The sequence below is a fragment of the Pseudomonas sp. B35(2017) genome, assembly GCF_002113645.1.
In the GTDB taxonomy this organism is placed as follows: domain Bacteria; phylum Pseudomonadota; class Gammaproteobacteria; order Pseudomonadales; family Pseudomonadaceae; genus Aquipseudomonas; species Aquipseudomonas ekonensis.
Map to the genome: position 1 here is coordinate 146204 of NZ_NEIZ01000001.1, position 18615 is coordinate 164818.

General features: G+C 58.5%; 14 protein-coding genes. 9 read left to right on the top strand and 5 right to left on the bottom strand.

Annotated features, from left to right (window positions below; genetic code table 11):
* Positions 1 to 5: 5 nt before the first annotated feature.
* A complete protein-coding gene (locus tag CAG41_RS00720) occupies positions 6 to 224 on the bottom strand; it encodes a hypothetical protein (protein WP_085706606.1) in 219 nt (72 codons plus the stop codon).
* Positions 225 to 577: 353 nt separating this feature from the next.
* On the opposite strand from CAG41_RS00720, the gene CAG41_RS28095 reads away from it, so the two are divergent.
* A complete protein-coding gene (locus tag CAG41_RS28095) occupies positions 578 to 1777 on the top strand; it encodes a HEPN domain-containing protein (protein WP_139834938.1) in 1200 nt (399 codons plus the stop codon).
* 175 nt (positions 1778 to 1952) lie between these two features.
* Here the strand turns inward: CAG41_RS28095 and CAG41_RS00725 are convergent, their stop codons facing one another.
* Positions 1953 to 2144 (bottom strand): tautomerase family protein, encoded by a 192-nt coding sequence (locus CAG41_RS00725; protein WP_085706607.1) that lies wholly within the window; start codon positions 2142 to 2144, stop codon positions 1953 to 1955.
* Positions 2145 to 2297: 153 nt separating this feature from the next.
* Between CAG41_RS00725 and CAG41_RS00730 the strand changes: the two genes are divergently transcribed.
* Together CAG41_RS00730 and CAG41_RS00735 are read left to right on the top strand one after the other, a co-directional pair.
* On the top strand, positions 2298 to 4127 hold the full coding sequence (locus tag CAG41_RS00730) for an AAA family ATPase (RefSeq protein ID WP_085706608.1): 1830 nt from the start codon (positions 2298 to 2300) through the stop codon (positions 4125 to 4127).
* Between the two features lie 382 nt (positions 4128 to 4509).
* Positions 4510 to 5823 (top strand): DUF5623 domain-containing protein, encoded by a 1314-nt coding sequence (locus tag CAG41_RS00735; RefSeq protein ID WP_139834939.1) that lies wholly within the window; start codon positions 4510 to 4512, stop codon positions 5821 to 5823.
* Positions 5824 to 6456: 633 nt separating this feature from the next.
* Here CAG41_RS00735 and CAG41_RS00740 read toward each other — a convergent pair.
* A complete protein-coding gene (locus CAG41_RS00740; RefSeq protein ID WP_085706610.1) occupies positions 6457 to 6885 on the bottom strand; it encodes a hypothetical protein in 429 nt (142 codons plus the stop codon).
* Positions 6882 to 8735 (bottom strand): DEAD/DEAH box helicase, encoded by a 1854-nt coding sequence (locus CAG41_RS00745; RefSeq protein ID WP_085706611.1) that lies wholly within the window; start codon positions 8733 to 8735, stop codon positions 6882 to 6884. Before CAG41_RS00745 ends, CAG41_RS00740 begins: the two co-directional genes overlap by 4 nt.
* Positions 8736 to 9093: 358 nt before the next feature.
* Here CAG41_RS00745 and CAG41_RS00750 point away from each other — a divergent pair, with 358 nt between their 5' ends.
* From CAG41_RS00750 to CAG41_RS00765, 4 genes are all read left to right on the top strand, one after another.
* The gene (locus CAG41_RS00750) at positions 9094 to 9453 is read left to right on the top strand and encodes a hypothetical protein (protein ID WP_085706612.1); all 360 of its coding nucleotides are present in this window, start codon (positions 9094 to 9096) and stop codon (positions 9451 to 9453) included.
* 613 nt (positions 9454 to 10066) lie between these two features.
* Positions 10067 to 10993, top strand: a complete 927-nt coding sequence (locus CAG41_RS00755) for a LysR family transcriptional regulator (protein WP_085579231.1) — start codon at positions 10067 to 10069, stop codon at positions 10991 to 10993.
* 104 nt (positions 10994 to 11097) lie between these two features.
* Positions 11098 to 11724, top strand: coding sequence for a glutathione S-transferase family protein (locus CAG41_RS00760; RefSeq protein ID WP_085579229.1), 627 nt, complete (start codon positions 11098 to 11100; stop codon positions 11722 to 11724).
* Between the two features lie 63 nt (positions 11725 to 11787).
* Positions 11788 to 13818, top strand: a complete 2031-nt coding sequence (locus CAG41_RS00765; protein ID WP_085579227.1) for a pyridoxamine 5'-phosphate oxidase family protein — start codon at positions 11788 to 11790, stop codon at positions 13816 to 13818.
* 47 nt (positions 13819 to 13865) lie between these two features.
* Here CAG41_RS00765 and CAG41_RS00770 read toward each other — a convergent pair whose 3' ends face one another.
* Positions 13866 to 15233: a glycosyltransferase family 1 protein gene (locus CAG41_RS00770; protein WP_085638696.1), complete on the bottom strand. Its 1368-nt coding sequence runs from the start codon at positions 15231 to 15233 to the stop codon at positions 13866 to 13868.
* A gap of 524 nt (positions 15234 to 15757) precedes the next feature.
* Here CAG41_RS00770 and CAG41_RS00775 point away from each other — a divergent pair.
* Both CAG41_RS00775 and CAG41_RS00780 read left to right on the top strand, forming a co-directional pair.
* Positions 15758 to 17317, top strand: a complete 1560-nt coding sequence (locus CAG41_RS00775) for a glycosyltransferase (RefSeq protein WP_085638693.1) — start codon at positions 15758 to 15760, stop codon at positions 17315 to 17317.
* Positions 17311 to 18615, top strand: coding sequence for a glycosyltransferase (locus CAG41_RS00780; protein WP_085706613.1), 1305 nt, complete (start codon positions 17311 to 17313; stop codon positions 18613 to 18615). The genes CAG41_RS00775 and CAG41_RS00780 overlap by 7 nt, the downstream gene beginning before the upstream one ends.

Here is an 18615-nt window from a genome sequence, read left to right on the forward strand (position 1 = left end):
ACTCCTCAGGACTGCCGTATGCGCATGATTGCATCCGCAATCGCTTGTGCATTTTTGTCCAAGGTCTCCATGGCAACTATCGCATTAACTGAAACGCTCTCTACACCGCTCTCTGAAAGCCACTTTGTGATCTCTTCGATTGCTGCACCTATGGCGTGTTGGTTGTGCAGGAGCAGTGTCAGGGCATCCGCCGTGGCTATTTTGACGTCTGTGTTGTCCGACATGACAGTCCTCCTTGGGAAGGTTTTCGGGAAGTCTAGACTATCTTTCTTTTTGGTTAAGACTTAATCAGCGATTTTTAATGGGGAGTTTTTATGGTAGATCAAGAACAGCTTATCCGCGAAATTATTTAGGCGTCGGTTGATGTGTTCTTGAGAAAATACGGAAACTTCTTGGTGGTTACATTGTTATTAAAGAATGGTTGGAGCTTAATATTTGGGTTTTTCGTTTTTTGAAGTAATATGCGAAATTTTATAGGTGCTTGGCCATGGTTGTGGTTTTGGGGGCTTATAGATTAGACTTGTTTTGTGCGGGAACAAAATTGCTTTCGGGCCATACATCTGAAAAGGAGTTGTGAATGTCTTTAAAGGAACTAATTCAGTCAGTTCTATCAGTTATTGAGCATGGAAGTCATGAAGAAGTGATGGCGGCTCCTCGAGGATGGATCGTAAAAGAGAAAGGATTGTATGTTACGGATATTGCAAAATATAATCAGTTTTTGGAAATGATATATGGTGCTGATAAAGTTGTAAGCTCTAGATTTTCCAGGGTGACGATATTTGAATTTCTGAACAAGCAGTTTCCGAAGCTAAAGATTTCGAACCAAGAAGTTGAGTTTGACGAAAAATTGTTCTTCAAAGATTTTTATGATGTTAAACCTAGGAATTTGCTAGTAACAGCCCCGATATCTGGAATTAGATTGGATGGAGGGGTTAAAAATTTTGAGTTGTCTATTTATAAGTTTGGGTATCTTCAGGATTTGCAGTTTCCGATAGCCAACGAAAGTGGAATGTATGTAAGTGTTTTAGTGAAAAATATTTACGATAAAGTCAAAGCCGTTCAAAAAGCGAATGATGCATTTCTGAATTTGGCTAAGATCATTGTATTTATGTCTGGCAAGCTTGATAGAAGCATTTCTATTGAAACGGGATTGCCTCTTAAGCCAAGTGTGTCGCATGAGCAAATGTATGTCAGCACGAGCTCTCATCAAGTTTCTGATGAAGGTGGCCCTCTGGACTGGGCGAACATAAAAAATGAGCTTCGAGAGAAGATTCCAGTTAATAATAGCTTTTTCTCTGAGAATACTGATTTTAGAAAGCTGTGGGTTTTGTATGGGAAGAAGCACAATGGTGAGAAGCTTAACGATCTCGAATCAAGAATACTAAATTCTGCCCTTGCTCTTGGTGAGTCTGCAATAACTAATGATACTAGAAACTCTATAATCTATACTTGCATCTCCTTGGAAATACTGTTCTCGCTGGATGAGGGAGGGCTCTTTCAGAAAAGCATAGGAGAGAAACTGTCAGATGTTTTTTCTTTTATTGTTGCTAAAGATGTAGAAGCTAGGCTGGAAGTTGGTAGGCTTGTTAAGAAAGTTTATGGGCTACGTTCTGCTATTGTTCATGGTGGTGATAAAGAGCTTTCAAATGAAAATTTAGTTGTTAATTTTTTCATGCGCCTTGCAATAAATGAGCTGCTGAATGGTGAAAGGTTTTCCGCTGTTACAAGCCTTAAAGATATTTATGAGTTGCTGAAAAGAGCGCAGAATTCATATTGAATTGGTTTTCGCTTGAAATAGACCCATGGTTGATTAAAGGAGTTGCTCTGTTTAGTTGGAATAAAAAATGAGGATGATTGCAGCAGAGCTAAACGTTGGGCTGCAATCACCGGGATAGAGATAAGCTGTGAATGATTGGCCCAACCTACATTGCGTAGGCTGGGCCATCAGTAACTCAGCCGTTCTGAATCGTCCTGACTTTCTCGGTAGTGATCGGTTCACCGCCGATACCCCAATCGCCGCTCTTCACTTCCTCGAAAATGACCCAGGTCACACCGCGCATTTTCTCTCCTTCGACCGAGACCATGGCGTCGGTGATCTTGCTGATAATCTCAGCCTTTTGTTCGGTCGAGAAGCCCCGTGCCAGAAAGCTTCATTGATGTACGACAGCAACTCACTAGAACAGTGAAAGCGGATCCTGGCGAGAGGAGGTGGATGCTCATCCGCAGCTAAGTGTTTTTCGGCCTAGACTGCTGCTAACTCGCTCTTCGTCGACTGAACTTCAGATAGGGAAATCACGATGCGCCTTAAGTCTGTCAAGCTCACTCACTTCCGCGGTTATCGCCACACCACGTTGATACCCATCGATGAAGCCATGACAGGCATCGTCGGCCGCAATGACTACGGCAAGTCGACCATTTTGGAAGCCTTGGCCATTTTTTTCGAGACGGATGGTGCCAAGCCCGACAAGAGTGATATGAACTGCTTCAGCCTAGCGGAGGGTGCAGATCAGTTTGAAATTGCCTGTGAGTTCGATGGGCTGCCAGATCGGATGGTACTAGATGAAAATGCCGAAACGACCCTGACTGATGAGTTTCTGCTTAACGCGGACGGCGTGTTAGAGATCGTCAAGAGTTTTAAGGCAAGTACCGGGAAGTTGGATCGTACAGCTATCCGATGCCAGCATCCTGCTGACGCGCAATTGGCTACTTTGCTAAGCCTCAAAATGGTTGATCTCAAAAAACTCGGTGAGCAGCGCGGTGTTGCTGAGTCTGTGGCCGATAAGCGCGTAGCGGCGTTGTGGCGGAAAGCAATTCGTACTGCAGCTGGACAGATAGACTGCCAAGAGACTTTGCTCGATGTGAGTAAAGCGCTTTCAGCGGACAACAAATCCATCTGGGACAAAATCGAGGCCCAGCTGCCAATCTTCGCCTTGTTCAAGGCCGATAGAGAAAGCAGTGATGGCGATGCCGAAGCTAAGAACCCCCTCCAGCAGGCAGTCAAGGAGGCTCAGGCTGAACTGCAGGAGCAGATCAGTGAGTTGGAAAAAAAAATCGAGACCAGTGTGCTGGACGTAGCGAATCGCACTCTGGAAAAACTTCGAGAAATGGCTCCTGAGCTCGCCAACGAGCTGACACCTCGATTCAAGGAGAAGCCAAAGTGGAGCTTCAGCTTCACCTTAGATGGGGAAAATGGCATCCCTATCAACAAGCGCGGCAGTGGTGTGCGCCGACTGATTCTCCTCAACTTCTTCCGTGCCGAGGCGGAGAAGTCAGTAGTGGGTAGCCAGCGTGACGTTATCTATGCCATTGAAGAGCCTGAAACTTCCCAGCATCCGAACTACCAGATGATGTTGATGAAAGCGCTGCTCGAACTTTCTCTTCAACACAATCGACAGATCATTCTGACCACTCACGTACCAGCCCTGGCCGGCCTGATGCCCATCGAAGGCATTCGTTATGTCACCAAAGACGAGAACGGCTCGCCCTTCGTTAAATTGCCTGGCGACGATGTGCTCAAGGAAGCCGCAGAGAGTTTGGGCGTCCTGCCAGAGACTGGCCTTGAGCGTGCGAGAGGAGTCGTGCTGGTAGAGGGGAAATCAGACGTGGTTTTCCTCCGGCATGCTGCCAATACGCTTAAGGCGGATGGGCATCTCGACTCGAGCTTAGAGGATCTTGGCATAGTTCCAATCTTGATTGGCGGCTGTGGTAGCGTGAAGCACTGGGTAACCCTAAATCTTGCTGACGACCTTGGCTTGCCCTGGTGCGTATTTTTGGATTCAGACATTGGGGGTAGTCCTGAACAGGTGGCAGCGATCGAGAAGCGCAAGCGAGAGGTGGAAGCTCGGGGACGCTCGTTCTACTCGACGCGCAAGCGAGAAATTGAAAACTACCTCTGCCCGGATATGATCGAAGCTCAAACCGGAATCAGGGTGGCATTCACTGACACCTGTGATGCCAAGAAAATTATTGGCCTAGCGGTGCGCGTTAAAGCTGATGATGTCATTGATCGCTTCTGGCCACTGATGTCATCTGATCAAATTCTCCAGTGCTCCACCTACCGAGAAAACGATCTGGAACGCTACGAGCTTAAAGAGCTGATCGAGAGCCTGCAGAAGTTAGTCGCCTGAGGGGATGGCAAATGATCGAGTGCTCTAAAGGGTCGCTTTCCGCTTCTTGAACCGGCCACAACTCCTGGCGATTCAGTATGCTGAGCTTGATCCAAGCGTAAAGGTTATGAACGAATATCCCCAAATTCATTACTTTGGTTTGCCTGATGACAGAAGGGTGTTTTCTTGGGGCCAAAAGGGCGCGGGCGAAAATTGAAGATCTCCCCTTGCGTTGCCTTTGGCCTGTTGTTAGATTTGGTCTGCGCTGGGTAGGCGCAACTCACCCGTCAGTGGCAGCTGGAAATCGGCACTACCCTGTAAGACCAAGCTCAAGGCCAAGGTTTCTTCTGGTCCCTTAGCAACGTAGGCGGGTGGCGTGTGCAGAAGGGGCGAGGAAAAAACCATGCGCCATCAATCGAATTCCGCACTGCCTTCATCTCTGCCAGGTCTCAAACGATTGGCTAAGTCGATCGGCCGGCAACAAGAAATTCCCCATTTCCAAGCGCTCAACCAGGCCGCCCAAAACTGCGGGTACCAGGATTATCACCATGCTCGTCGTGTCCTAGAGCGACTGAGTGCGGGCGATCTCCCTACGCCGGGAAGCTACAGCATTTACCTGTCGGCCTATTGGCGCGACACGTCGACTAAACCATTCCAGTGGGGACTGGAAACGCTGAAGATCGAATTGCCCAGTCCGCTGCTTGTGATCGTGCAGAAGCACCAGTGCGGTAGCGCGCGCAACCTTGAGGCCTTCTACATCGAGTGCGAAGATCACCTTGAGATGCGTGGGAATCTGGACTCGCAAGAACGTGCGCGTGAGCTGCTATGCCGAGCCGCGCTGACGCTTCAGTTCATGGAGGCGACCGGTCTGCGTCCGGCAACGACCAAGGTTCAGCGGAAGAAGATGCAGATCGTCGAGGAGCTGCCCGAGCGCGATCATCTGTCACGCTGGCTGGCTCCGTCTGGTCAGTGGGTTGTTCTGGACGAGCCCTATGATCATGTCACCGAGCCAAAGTCGTCGGCGTCGCGGGCGGCCTGGGTGGAGAGTCACGGGTTGTTTTGGGCTCGGCCAACGTGGAGCGGGCTCTATTACCCGGATAATGCTGTTCCCCACCTGATCTGTGCCGACCAGGCGCTACTGCATCAGTTGGTAAAGACGATCGAGGCCATGCCCGAGGTCGTGTCCCTTGACCTGGATGAGTGGCAGGGCACTACTGCTGACTACTGGTCACAGTTCGTGAGCCCGGCGCGTGAAGCTGCTGGTGCGAAGCGCAAGCCACGCGCTGGCACCACCTATGGATTTAGCAAAAACGCGATTGAGTATTGGCGCCGCCCAGGGTTCAAGCCGCTGTGGCGCCCCGATCCGTCCATGAGCCTGGCCAATCACGTTGCGTTGGGCAAGATCTTCCAGAGGCTGAGTGTTTCAGGGCTCCACATCGATGCCTACAACACGCTCGGTGGCATTCGATCGGAGCTCGAAGAATGGATGTTCGCGGAAAACTCCTGGGGCAACCGGAAGTGCACCAGGGAAGAGGAGAATGCTTACTACAGTGGGAATGAATTCGCGCGGTACCGGACGGCCAGGGAGCAGCTGAAGGCTGTAGATCGAGTCCATGCGATTCTGACCCGGTCGTATCTCGACTGCGCGCCGCTGCGCAAGATGCTCAAGCGCCTGGCTGCTGCACGCGCTGTAGTGGCGGAGTCTGCAGGATTGTAGCGAATAGTCCGGGGGACGTATGACCTCCTCTGGGGGCGCGAGGAAGAGCTCCCAGCGTGACCAGCAGACCGCCAGGTGGGTGTTGATAGGCGCCGAGTGATCGATGCGACCCTGCTGACTAACGAGTCAACGAGTAACACACGCGTTATTCAATGGCTTGATGGGCTATACGGCGGCGGTGGGATTCTTGATCTGGAGCCATGGGCCGAACCTGGATTAAGGGCGGGTAAGCACTTGACGCAAAAAAGCCACCCTAGGGTGGCCTTATCTACGACGGACTCTACCAGCGTATTGCCAAAGCCCCGCAGGATCCAAAGATCTGTGTTCAAGACCTTTTAGCTCTGCGGGTGGGCGTAACTCGGGCGATATGTCGGACCACCATTGTGACGCCGAAACGCGATTCCTGCCCTTTCCTGTGACTCAAGACTTCGCTTGCTTACATCTCTCCCTAAAGGGAGTTGCTTAGCTCCAATGGGGCGGAGACTACGAATTGGATCGAGTGCAAGCTCGGCGGTAAGCTGCTCAAAAGGCGACCTGATCTCTCTGTACGAAACGTACAGGTGCATCGAGCAGATTCACTGCGGCGAGATTATCGCTGGTTGAAGATCAGCCGCAGTGAGGGAAAGGCTGGGGTTAGGCTACCAACTGCAAACGAGGAGCGAGTGCCAGGTAGTCTTGGGGCATGGTTGAAAGGATCGCGGCGACCTTTTCCTGCGGCAGCCGCTCAGTGAGCAGCGCTTCAAGCTTGCCTAGCCGCTCTTGGACTGCGCGGGCACGATCCCACTGAATGCTGAACCGCTTGGCCGCGACTTTTTGCTCCACACGCACCAAATGACGGCTGAGGTCGTAGGTATAGCGCATGGTGACCTTGCTCGACGACCCGTCATCATCAGCCTCTTGGAAGGTCAGTTCGAACACCAGACCCTGAGAGGTTTTTCGTGCTGAGGACTCGACGTAGTCGTCTTCGAAGAGATTGTCGATGAGCTCACTGGGCTGAACGCCACGGGTTACGTGGAGAGTCGAAAGCTCATCAACCAGCATTTTGATGGATTCAAGACTCATTTCAGCATTCTCCTCAATTCATCGATGATTACTTCCACGTGCTCAATTGACTTGGTCAGCGAGCCATTGTCGCGGTCAGCAACCCTACCGAATTTCTTCGCCAGCTTGGTGTTGATAAAGCTAACCAGTATACCGTCGTTCGGTGTATTGGGTTTCACCATCGGCAGGTGGTTTTTGAATATCGGATAAAGGGTAGAAGCTTTCTCTGGGATCTGCAGGTCACTGAGCAACGTCGCGACCTCGTCCTGAGCCTTCTTGGTCAGGATCTCCCGCAACTGCTTGCGAGCAATCTCAGGCCGCTTCTCCACAAGGTTGGGATCTATGATCTGAGCCGCTTTCTTCGTCTCGGCGTTGAGAAACACGTTCTTGAGCTGTGCCAGAACATCCGCGTCGTAGCCCTCGATACCAGGAAGCGCCTGCACCTTCTGGGTTGCGATGGATTCGACCTCAGCCCTTTTCTCTGAAAAAATTTTGTTGAAATCCAAGTCCACAAGGTACGAGTCCCGGTCACTCACAAACGCTTCGGATGTGGAAACGCCCGCTAGCTCCTGCTCTTTACGGGTGTAGTCCTCGTCCGTGATGGTGTAGTCGCGGGTTCGCTGATGCTTGGCCCGGTCAACCTCAGTCTGGAAGGCCGTCCACATCAAATCCAAGCCGGTCTCCTGGTGATAGATCACCACGGCGTTGTTATCGATCTCAAAGGCCGTGATCTCCTCGTCCGGAATCGCCCGCAGGACCCTGCCCACGATCTGCGCAAAGGCGTTTTCGCTCCGGTAGGGTCGGAAAAGCGCGAGAACTGTGAGGTACCGATGGTCGTAGCCTTCCATCAACATGTTCACGGAGATGACAACATCGCATTGGTGGTTATCGATCACCCGAAACGCCGCAGCGATATCGGCCTGATCCATATAGCTGTGCACGACAGCTACAGTCAGGTTCCTGGATTGATACCAGGTGCGCAGGTCCTCGGCATGGGTGACGCTGCAGCCAACAGCGAGAATCTTGTGTGGCACATCAGGAGAAGTTTTCCGAAGCTCATCCAGCTTTTGAATGCTCAGGTTGATCACGTCCATCGAGCATTCTGGGGACAGGGCTACGCTTCGCTCCACCCATTCCGGCTCCTTGAATTCGAGGACTTGTTCTTTGGAGAGACGAACGCCCGGCTGTTCGTTGATCGTGAAGTAGAGTTCATGAGCATTGACGGTCTCTTTCCTCAGCCACTTCACGTACCGATCACGCATCACCTCGGACAAAGGTGTCTTGTGGATCAGTTTTCCCGGCACCTCCTGGTTGTCGCCTCGGAACGGTGTCCCCGTGACGAAGATCTTCTTGGCCTTGGAGAAGTGGGCCAGGGTCTTTTGCCAGCTACCAGCCGGCGCATGGTGTCCCTCATCGATGATGATGAGGTCGAAGAAGTCAGACGGCACCCGCTTCGTCAGTGACTGTCCACGTTCGTTATGCACCTGCTGAATGTTCGAGTAGACGAAGTGAGCCTGCTCAAGGCTGGACTGATGAGTGTCCGAGTTGAATTCGCACGTGACCGGAAGATCCTCGGCACTGAAGATCACATCGAAATTGATCCAGAAGTTGTCTTCCAGCATTTCCTGGGTCTTTCGGATGCTCTGCTTCGTAACCAAGCCCGGCGTTATGATCAGAACGCGCCCCTTTGCCAGGCCGAACGGTACGATGGAAATCAGCCCGGATTTGCCAGTCCCTGTCGGCAGGACAATCAGTGCATCCTCGTTGGAGTTTTCGAAATGCTCCTGCGCCTTAATGTAGGCCTCAATCTGCGGGCTACGCAGCTTTTTATTGCCAAGGATGTTGGCTGCCGTATCGGTGAAATAATTCATAGACAGTTATGGTTCCTATCGGCAGCGCGCGCTAAGGTGCCCGCTCGCTGCATAAGTGCACGGCGACGGGGAAGACAGATTTGGAGTTGTTCGAGGTGCAGCAGACGTAAGCATAGAAATATCCATATTTCGGGCCAGGCATCATCTGAGTCGTGATGGCTGTGCGTGTGAGCTTGGGATGATTGTAGCCCAGTGATATCACGCTTTGGATCTGATTCTCTTGAAAGTCCGTTCTGCGGTACAGGGTCTGTACATTTGTACCTTTCATGGACAGTTTGAAATGTGTGGCAGGACAATACGCTGAGCATGCCGGTATGCGGCATGACCTATCTCAGGCTCAGCGAAAGGATTTCCTAGCATGCTTTACCTTACTGACGGACAGCCCTCCTTCTGTCCAAAATGCGGCAAGCCTATCGATCCACAACTATGCGGCTGGGAGGCAAGAGATCGTTTTTACAACGGCAACCATCCGTTTCTCTGTGGTTGCGGTGCCCGTTACCTCATTGGAGAAGCGGGCGTGAACAAAGCTTTTGATTTGGCCGAGACGGTTGCAGGGGATGCAGGCATAGATCGGCAGGCGCGAGCCAACTTGATGTGCGAGCTGTATGTGATATTGGGAGCACTTGACGCTCCGACTGCAGTGCTCGATCAGGTACTGGCCGCAGTTGAAGGTGACGAACTACCGTATTCCACTTTGCTGCCATTCGAGAATGACTAGCCAAAAGTGGCTTTGACTTCAGAGTCGAAGAGACTGGTACGGACACGTGGTGCCGGCGCACCTTGGGGGGAGGCATAGATTTTGTCGTAGCTACTTGCCAATGCATGCCCCCCGAAGAGGAGACTGAGATGGTGATCGGGCCATTAATAGCCATGTACGCAAAGTCACATATTTGTGATTATCCGTCCATGGCTGAGTCATTGAAGGCGAGTGAGAAAGTGGCTTCGACCACTTCTCGTTTGCGAGATGGCTTCAGGCCTTTAGCGTCGCCCCCCCCCCCCGCTGGCCCATGGTGCACCATGTGGGTTGATAAGCTTGTCAGCAGTTAGGTCTGGCCGCATTGGTGTATCAATTATCTGCGCAATGTCAGCCCCTCGCTCGCTTGATTAGGTATGACTGAGTGTGCCGCTGGTTGTGTCAAACTTTATTTCGGGTTGCGAAGGGCCTTTTTTCGCTAACGCGTGAGGCTGTGTCAAACTATGTTTCGGTTCCAGTGGCAGGCATTAGCACTGAAGCCCGCGGATTTTGCGACCCTCTGTGTCAATCTATGTTCCGAGCAGCCACCTCAAGAATCGCAGCTTCGGCTGCGATTTTTTTCGACTCGAGGATTTCGATGGACCGCTTCCAGGAAATGCAGGTCTTCACCGCCGTCGCCCAGGAGCAAGGCTTCTCGGCGGCGGCGCGGCGGTTGGGGTTGTCGGCGGCCAGTGTCACCCGGGCGGTGGCGGCGCTGGAGCAGCGGATCGGCACGCAGTTGCTGGTGCGCACCACCCGCAGCGTGCATGTCAGCGAGGCGGGGCAGCGGTATCTGGAGGACTGCCGGCGGATCCTGGCCGAGGTGCAGGAGGCCGAGGATTCCGCCGCCGGCAGCCATGCCCGGCCCCGTGGGCAGTTGACGGTGACCGCGCCGGTGCTGTTCGGCGAGCTGTTCGTCACGCCGGTGATGGCCGGTTACCTGGCGCAGTATCCCGAGGTGTCGATCAATGCCTTGCTGGTGGACCGTGTGGTGAGCATGGTCGAGGAGGGCGTCGACGTGGCGGTGCGCATCGGGGAGTTGCCGGACAGCAACCAGCACGCGATCCGGGTCGGCGAGGTGCGGCGGGTGATCTGCGGTTCGCCGTCGTACTTTGCCGCGCACGGGCGGCCGGAGAGCCCGCAGGATCTGGCCGGGGCGCCGGTGGTGGCGACCTCTTCCATCGGTCAGGTGCGCAACTGGCCGTTCATCGAGCACGGCGAACCGGTCAGCGTGCGCCCGGAGCCTCGACTGGTGGTGACCGCCAACCAGGCCGCCATCGCCGCCGCGTGCCTGGGGCTTGGGCTGACGCGGGTGCTGTCTTATCAGGTGGCCGGCAAGATCGCGTCCGGCGAACTGGAGATCGTCCTCGCCGAGTTCGAGCTGCCGCCGCTGCCGATCCACGTGGTGTATCAGGGTGGGCGCAAGGCGCCGGCGCGGGTGCGCAGTTTTGTCGACTACGCCGTGAAGGCGCTGCGCGAGCATCCGGGGTTGAAGAATGCGGCGTTATTTCGCCCAGTGAAATAATCGATTGCGTTTGCTGGTGATTCTATAGGTCTGGTGAAAGGCGGAAGATGGCCGCCACGGTTGTCGCCCATTCCGGGCGGCGCTTTCCTCCTGCGGAGTCGACCATGCAAGCGATCAAACTGTACAACTTCCCGCGTTCCGGCCACGCACACCGCGTGGAGTTGATGCTCTCGCTGCTGCAACTGCCCGTCGAACTGATCCTGGTCGACCTGGCCAAGGGCGAGCACAAGCAAGCGCCGTTTCTCGCCCTCAACAGCTTTGGCCAAGTGCCGGTGATCGACGACGGCGGCGTGGTGCTGGCCGACTCCAACGCGATCCTGGTGTACCTGGCGCAGAAGTACGGCAACGGCCGCTGGCTGCCGGCCGACCCGGTGGGCGCGGCACGGGTGCAGCGCTGGCTGTCGGTGGCGGCCGGCCCCATCGCCTTCGGTCCGGCGGCGGCGCGGCTGGTCACGGTGTTCGGCGCGCAACTGAATGCCGAGGAACTCATCACCCGCGCCCACAACCTGCTCAAGGTCATGGACCTGGAGCTGGGCAAGACCCCGTACCTGGCCGGTGCGGAGCCGACCATCGCCGATGTGTCCGCCTACAGCTACATCGCCCACGCGCCGGAAGGCAACGTGTCGCTGGACGACTACGCCAATGTCCGCGCTTGGCTGCAGCGTGTCGAAGCCTTGCCCGGTTTCGTCGGCATGCCGCGTACGGTGGCCGGCCTGCAGAAAACCGCCTGATGTCCACGGCCCGGCCGAGCCGGGCCATCCACACTGCGCCGGCGGCGTAGGGGAGGCTCTGTGATGGAACGTTCACCCTGGCACGCCGGCGAACGGCAACTGCAAAACCATGTCGGCGTCGCCGAGCGGATGGAGGCGTTCGGGCGCAAGGTGATCCGCACCTGGATGCCGGACCAGCACCGCGAGTTCTACCGGCAACTGCCGTTCATGCTGTACGGCGCGGTGGATGGCGAAGGCCGGCCCTGGGCCAGCGTGCTGGAAGGCGAGCCGGGGTTCGCCCGCTCGCCGGATCCGGAGCATCTGCACTTCCTGGGCCTGCCCGCCGCCGATGACCCGGCGGCGTTGCAGGACGGCGCCGCCATCGGCCTGCTCGGCATCGAATTGCACACCCGCCGCCGCAACCGGCTCAACGGGCGCATCGGCGCTCTTGGGGCCGACGGTTTCGAGGTGACGGTTGAGCAATCCTTCGGCAACTGTCCGCAGTACATTCAGTTGCGTCAGTTTCAGCGCGTGCCGCTGACGGATCCGGCGACGCGGCCGGCCACGCACCTGGACGCCCTCGACGATGACGCCCGCGCCCTGATCGAAGGGGCCGACACCTTCTTTGTCGCCAGTTACGTCGAGGTCGACGGCCAGCGTTCGGTGGACGTCTCGCACCGTGGCGGCCAGGCCGGTTTCGTCCGGGTGCAGGGCAATCGCCTGACCATTCCGGACTTCGCCGGCAACCTGCATTTCAACACCCTCGGCAACCTGTTGCTCAACCCCCGGGCGGGGCTGCTGTTCATCGACTTTTCCACAGGCGACCTGCTGCAGCTCAGCGGGCGCACCGAAGTGATCCTCGATGATCCGCAGATCGCCGCGTTCCAAGGGGCCGAGCGGCTGTGGACGTTCGAGGTAGAAAAACTGGTGCGGCGGCCGGCGGCGTTGGCCTTGCGCTGGCGCTTCGAGGGCATGTCGCCCACCAGCCTGCTGACCGGCAACTGGCCCCAGGCCGAGGCGCGCCTGCAGGCCCAGGCGCTGGGCGACCGCTGGCGGCCGTTGCGGGTGGCGCGGATCGAGACGCAGAGCCGCAACATCCGCTCGTTCTATCTGGAGCCGGTGGACGGCGCCGGGCTGCCGGTGTTCCAGGCCGGCCAGCATTTGCCGCTGCGCTTCACCCTCGACGGTGAGACGCACATCCGCACCTACAGCCTGTCCGGGGCACCGTCGGACGATTTCTTCCGGATCAGCGTGAAGCGTGAAGGTCGCATCTCCACCTATCTGCATGAACAGGTGCGTGTCGGCGATGTGCTGGAGGCGCGTGCGCCCCAAGGGCATTTCACCGTGGCGGCGCTGGAGCGGCGGCCTCTGGTGCTGCTGGCCGCCGGGGTCGGGGTCACGCCGCTGCTGTCGATGCTGCGTGAGGTCGTGTATCAGGGCCTGCGCACGCGGCGGATCCGGCCGACCTGGTTCATCCAGAGTTCCCGCAGCCTGGCCGACCAGCCGTTCCGCGCCGAGCTGGACCGGCTGCTGGAGGACACCGGGGACGCGGTGAGGGTGCTGCGCCTGCTCAGTCAACCCGAGGACGGCCTGCGCGAAGGCGAGGACTTCGACCTGCGCGGACGGATCGACGGCGACCTGCTGCGCAATCTGTTGACGGTCGATGACTTCGATCAGGTGGACTTCGTTCTGTGCGGCCCCGGCGCCTTTACCCAAGGCGTGTACGACAGCCTGCTGGCGCTGGATGTGCGGGATGCGCAGATCCATGCCGAAACCTTCGGCCCGTCGACGTTGCGCCGCCGGGCGGATCCGGACGCGGTGGTGATCGATCAGCCGCCGGCGGCCACTGCCCCGGTGCCGGTGGTGTTCGAGCGGTCGGCCAAGGAAGCCCGGTGGCATCCGGAGGGCGGCAGCCTGCTGGAGCTGGCGGAAAGCCGCGGCCTGCGTCCGGAGTTCAGTTGCCGGGGCGGTTCGTGCGGCACGTGCCGGACACGGCTGGTCAGCGGCGCGGTGCATTATCCACAGCCCCCGGCCGAAAGCCCGGAGGACGGGCATGTGCTGATCTGCTGCGCGGTGCCGGCCGCCGGAACCCAGGCCCTGGTGCTGGACCTGTGACCGGACGGGCCTGTGGATAACCGGTTCGCCGGGGGCCGGCGACCGGTTCAGGTGTATTGAAGGGAATGCACGTGTTGCGGGACAGGGCCGGACGGCAGGTTGCGCAAGGTGTGTGCCGCCATTTGCGCACTGGCCTCGCGCCAGGTGAGCCATTTCCAGTCGGCGACGTCACGGGCTGCCGGGAAGCGGCCGCTGCGTTCGAAGTCGCCGATCAGGTCGGCCAGCGTCTGCGGGTCGTTCAAGTCGAAATAGGCCATGAACTCGCGGCCGATCTCGCGGAACACCGGAATGTCGCTGCCCATCGCGGGCAAGCCGCGCTGCATCGCTTCCACCAGCGGCAGGCCGAAGCCTTCGACGTAGGAAGGAAAGACCAGCGAGCTGGCGCGGGAGTAGGCGTATTCCAGGCTGGTGTCGTTCAGGTCGTTGAACATGAACAGCCGTTGGTTGAACTCGCGGTGGTTGCGGATCCGCGCAAGCAACGTTTCGCACTTCCAGCCGATGTGCCCGGCGATGCACAGGCGCGCCTTGGAGCCGGCGGCCCAGGCGCGTTCGAAGGCGTCGAGCAGGTAACTGTGATTCTTGCGTGGCTCGATGGTGCTGACCATCAGGTACACCGGCTTGGGGGTGGAGAACAGGCGTTCCAGGCCTGGCTCGACGGCCGCGTCGGCGGCGCTCAGGTCCAGCTCGCAGCCCAGGTGAAAATAGTCGAACCAGGTTTTGCGCGCCGCCGCGTGGCCGAGGCGCCGCTCCAGTTCGCTGCGCATCTGGTCGCGCACGGTCGCCGAAATGGCGACGTAACCGTCGGCGATGCGGGTGATCCAGTCGAACCAGGTGTTGAAGACCTGCACCAGGCGCGCGTCGTAGAAATGCGGGTGGGTCAGCGGAATGAGGTCGTAGATCACGGCCGTGATGCCGACGCCTTCACGCTTGAGCTGTTCGGCGTGGGGAAAGAAGTCCGGGTTCCACGAGGAGTCGAGCAGCACCAGTTGATCCCCCGGCCGATGCTGCAGCGGTTCGCAGCGGCTGGGCAGTTGATGGCGGTTGATCCGTTCGACCAGGCGCAGCGGCACGCTGAAGGCGGCCATGGCGCTGAGCCGGTAGGCTGCGTAAAACGCCCGGCGGGCGATCCGGCTGGTGAGGCGGCGGTCACGGGCCTGATACCACTGCAGGAAATGATGGGCCAGACGCTCCAGGCGTCCGCCGAACTCTACGATGCGGTTGGACAGGGGCGTGTCCAAGGGGGCCAGGCGCAGCACGCGGTACAGCTTGCCGTTGAGGAACACCACCGGCACGCACTCGACGCCGTCCACGCTGGGCGGCAATTGGTTGATGACGTTGCGCACCACCCGCTGGATGCCGGAGTTGATCTGCGGATGCTGGAAAACGTGGGTGCATTCCACCAGCAGGCGCGTCATGACATGCCCCCCGGCAGACGCCCGCCGGCCGTGTCCGGATGCAGCTTGGCAGGTGGCTCACCGGAGCCTTTGGTCACCGGAACGAACGGACAGTTTTTCAAACCGCGATCCCTTGGTCTTGAACTCTCACCGTTTTCCCACAGGCTTGGGGGGAATGTCTGTCAGACCGGAGCTAGAGCCCCTGTAAGAGGACAGGCGAGGTTGTTGTAGTTGTTTGGTTGCCAATCTGTGCCAATTAATCAGCAATTTCAACAAGTCTTACCGTGACCGGTCAGTTCTGCTTTGCGCTGCCCCATTTATTCGCGCCGGATGGTTCACGAAGTCGCGGCGGATGTGTTTAGAATGCCCCTCGTCACGATTGGCCGAGGTTCGGCAGGGCGACGCGAGAACCCTGTGAAGCTGACCACTAAAACAAGAACGTAGACGGATCGAACACCAGGGCCTGCGCCATCCGCGACTTGCCCGGTTGCAGTTCTCCGTCATGAAATGAAATGGCCGGGACGGCTGTTTCATCGTGGGATGCCATGAATTTCATTCTCTACTCCGACGTCAACGACCACTCCATCAGCCAGAGCCTGGGACGTCCCGAATACAGCTACTACTTTGTGCTCAAGGCCTACCGGCCGGTGCTCGAAAGCCTCGGGCAAGTGCATGTGGTGTCTTCCCCGGCCGAAGTCGATCCCCTTTACCGGCAGTTGCTCGCCCGTGGCGAAGACTGTCTTTTCCTGTCGTTCGCACCGCCCCAGAAAACCCCGACCGAGCTGGCCTGCCCGATGGTCTGCGTGGTCGCCTGGGAGTTCGATTCGATCCCCGACGAGCAGTGGGACGACGATCCGCGCCATGACTGGACGCGCATGCTGGCGCGCCATGGCCGGGTGATCACGCTGTCGAGCCACACCGCCCGGGCGATCCGCCGGGCCATGGGCGACGACTTTCCCGTGCTGGTCCTGCCCACCCCGCTGTGGGAGAACTTTGCCGCCATCCGCGAGCGGCAGGCCGATGCGCCGGTGAACCCGGGCATGACGCTGTCGATCAAGGGCTGCATTTTCGACACCCGCACCCTGGCCCTGTCGGCCGACGACCTGGTGCCCAAGCCGCTGACGCCGGAAGAGGAAGCGGCGCTCGAGGCGCTGCGTCCGCCGCCCTTGACCCTCAAGCGCCGTTTCGTCATCGCCCGGCACTTCTTGCGCCAGTGGGCGCTGGATCTCGGCCGCGAGCAAGGCGTGCCGCGGGTCAAGTTCCTGCACCACTGGTACTGGGAAGGGATCCGCGACCTGCTGTCGGACAAGGCCCACGGGTGGCTGGCCCGGCAACTGCCGGCGATCGCCGGCCCGCAGGCGGTGGCTGAGCCTGCGCCTGCGCCGCTGAACCTGCCGGACACCTCGCAGGTGGTCGAGACCCGGGTCGACGGGGTGGTGTACGTCACCGTGTTCAACCCCAAGGACGGCCGCAAGAACTGGCACCAGATGATCACCGCGTTCTGCTGGGCGTTTCGCGAAACGCCTGACGCGACGCTGGTGCTGAAGATCACCCAGAACGATCTGGCGTCCTACCACGGCGAGTTGATGACCCTGCTGGCGCAGCTTTCGCCTTTCGCGTGCCGCGTCGTGGTGATGCACGGCTACCTGGACGATGCCCAATATGCCCGGCTGTACGAGGCCGCCAGTTTCTACGTCAACGCGTCGCGCTGCGAAGGCCTGTGCCTGCCGCTGATGGAGTTCATGGCCAGCGGCAAGCCGGCCATCGCTCCGGACCATACGGCCATGGAGGACTACATCGACGACAGCGTGGCGTTCGTGGTCAAGTCCAGCGAAGAGCTGACCATCTGGCCCCAGGACTCGCGGATCATCTACCGCACGCTGCGCCACCGGCCCGACTGGGGATCGCTCAAGGACGCCTACGAAAACAGCTACCGGCTCGCCAAGAGCCAGCCGCAGGCTTACCGGCACTTGTCCGTCGCTGCGCTCGAACGCATGCGCGCCTACTGTGCGTTCGCGCCGGTGCAAAAAAGGCTGGCGGACTTCCTTGGGCTGGTGCCGCCGAGCGCCGTTGCCGCACCCGTTACGGAAGACGCCTCATGCTGATCATCATTCATTCCGAAACCAACCAGCACACCATCGAGCGCAACCTCGGCCGCTCCGAGTACAGCTATTACTTCGTGCTCAAGGAGTATCGGCCCGTGCTCGAGCGCCTGGGGCGGGTGGTCGAAGTCCGCGATCCGCAGCGCGAGGTCGATGCGCTGTACCTTGAGTGCGTCGCCCGCGGCGAGCCTTGCGTGTTCCTGTCCTTTTCGCCGCCGCACCGCACGCCGGTGCACCTGGCCTGCCCGACCTTGCCGGTGTTCGCCTGGGAGTTCAGCACCATCCCCGACGAACCGTTCGCCGGCGAGCCGCGCAACGACTGGCGCACCGTGCTGCAGGCCTGCGGCGCGGCCATCACGCATTCCGGCTACACGGTCGATGCCGTGCACCAGGCCATGGGAACCGATTACCCGATCATCTCCGTGCCGGCTCCGGTATGGGACCGCTTCAGCGCCCGTGGCACGTCGGCTCAGGCTCGGCCGCAGACGGGGCCGGTGCGTTTGACGATCAAAGGGCTGGTGGCCGACAGCCGTCAGCTCGACCTGGAGGCGTTCGGCCCGGTGCATCTTCGCCGCGGCAAGGCCATCGACTTCAAGGCGCCGGTCCAGGAGCAGGAACTGGTGCTCGACGGCGTGGTGTACACCTCGGTGTTCAACCCCGGCGACGGCCGCAAGAACTGGGAGGACATGCTCAGCGCCTTCTGCGTCGCCTTCCGCGACACCGAGGATGCGACGCTGGTGCTCAAGCTCACGCATCACGACGCCGAAGAGGCGCTCGGCGACATCCTCCATCACCTCTACAAGAACCAGTCCTATCGCTGCCGCATCGTGCTGATCCACGGCTACCTGGCGGATGCGGACTACGAACGGCTGGTGCAGGCGACCCGCTATGTGGTGAACACCTCCTACGGCGAAGGGCAATGCCTGCCGCTGATGGAGTTCATGTCCTGCGGCAAGCCGGCCGTGGCCCCGCGCACCACGGCGATGATCGATTACCTGGACGGGGACAACGCGTTCCTGGTGCGCACCACCGACGAACTCACCGCGTGGCCCCACGACCCGCGCAAGGCCTACCGGACCTTGCGCTACATCACCGACTGGGCGTCGGTGCGCGACGCCTACCGGGCCAGCTACGAGGTGGCCAAGCACGATCCGCAACGCTACGCGCAGATGTCGGCGCACGCGGTGCGCAGCCTTCAGGCCTTTTGCAGCCAGGCCGTGGCGGAGCAGCGCTTGCGCGATTTCCTGGGGCGGGCGCAGGAGTTGTGCGCGACGGTCCCTGCGCAAACCTGCGGTGCCTGA

What these genes read in the sequence shown, in the direction of transcription:
- CAG41_RS00755 (WP_085579231.1), top strand. Translation starts at nt 10,067, where the DNA reads ATGGACCGCTTCCAGGAAATGCAGGTCTTCACCGCCGTCGCCCAGGAG.
- CAG41_RS28095 (WP_139834938.1), top strand. Translation starts at nt 578, where the DNA reads ATGTCTTTAAAGGAACTAATTCAGTCAGTTCTATCAGTTATTGAGCAT.
- CAG41_RS00760 (WP_085579229.1), top strand. Translation starts at nt 11,098, where the DNA reads ATGCAAGCGATCAAACTGTACAACTTCCCGCGTTCCGGCCACGCACAC.
- CAG41_RS00780 (WP_085706613.1), top strand. Translation starts at nt 17,311, where the DNA reads ATGCTGATCATCATTCATTCCGAAACCAACCAGCACACCATCGAGCGC.
- CAG41_RS00765 (WP_085579227.1), top strand. Translation starts at nt 11,788, where the DNA reads ATGGAACGTTCACCCTGGCACGCCGGCGAACGGCAACTGCAAAACCAT.
- CAG41_RS00720 (WP_085706606.1), bottom strand. Translation starts at nt 224, where the DNA reads ATGTCGGACAACACAGACGTCAAAATAGCCACGGCGGATGCCCTGACA.
- CAG41_RS00730 (WP_085706608.1), top strand. Translation starts at nt 2,298, where the DNA reads ATGCGCCTTAAGTCTGTCAAGCTCACTCACTTCCGCGGTTATCGCCAC.
- CAG41_RS00750 (WP_085706612.1), top strand. Translation starts at nt 9,094, where the DNA reads ATGCTTTACCTTACTGACGGACAGCCCTCCTTCTGTCCAAAATGCGGC.
- CAG41_RS00770 (WP_085638696.1), bottom strand. Translation starts at nt 15,233, where the DNA reads ATGACGCGCCTGCTGGTGGAATGCACCCACGTTTTCCAGCATCCGCAG.
- CAG41_RS00740 (WP_085706610.1), bottom strand. Translation starts at nt 6,885, where the DNA reads ATGAGTCTTGAATCCATCAAAATGCTGGTTGATGAGCTTTCGACTCTC.
- CAG41_RS00735 (WP_139834939.1), top strand. Translation starts at nt 4,510, where the DNA reads ATGCGCCATCAATCGAATTCCGCACTGCCTTCATCTCTGCCAGGTCTC.
- CAG41_RS00775 (WP_085638693.1), top strand. Translation starts at nt 15,758, where the DNA reads ATGAATTTCATTCTCTACTCCGACGTCAACGACCACTCCATCAGCCAG.
- CAG41_RS00745 (WP_085706611.1), bottom strand. Translation starts at nt 8,735, where the DNA reads ATGAATTATTTCACCGATACGGCAGCCAACATCCTTGGCAATAAAAAG.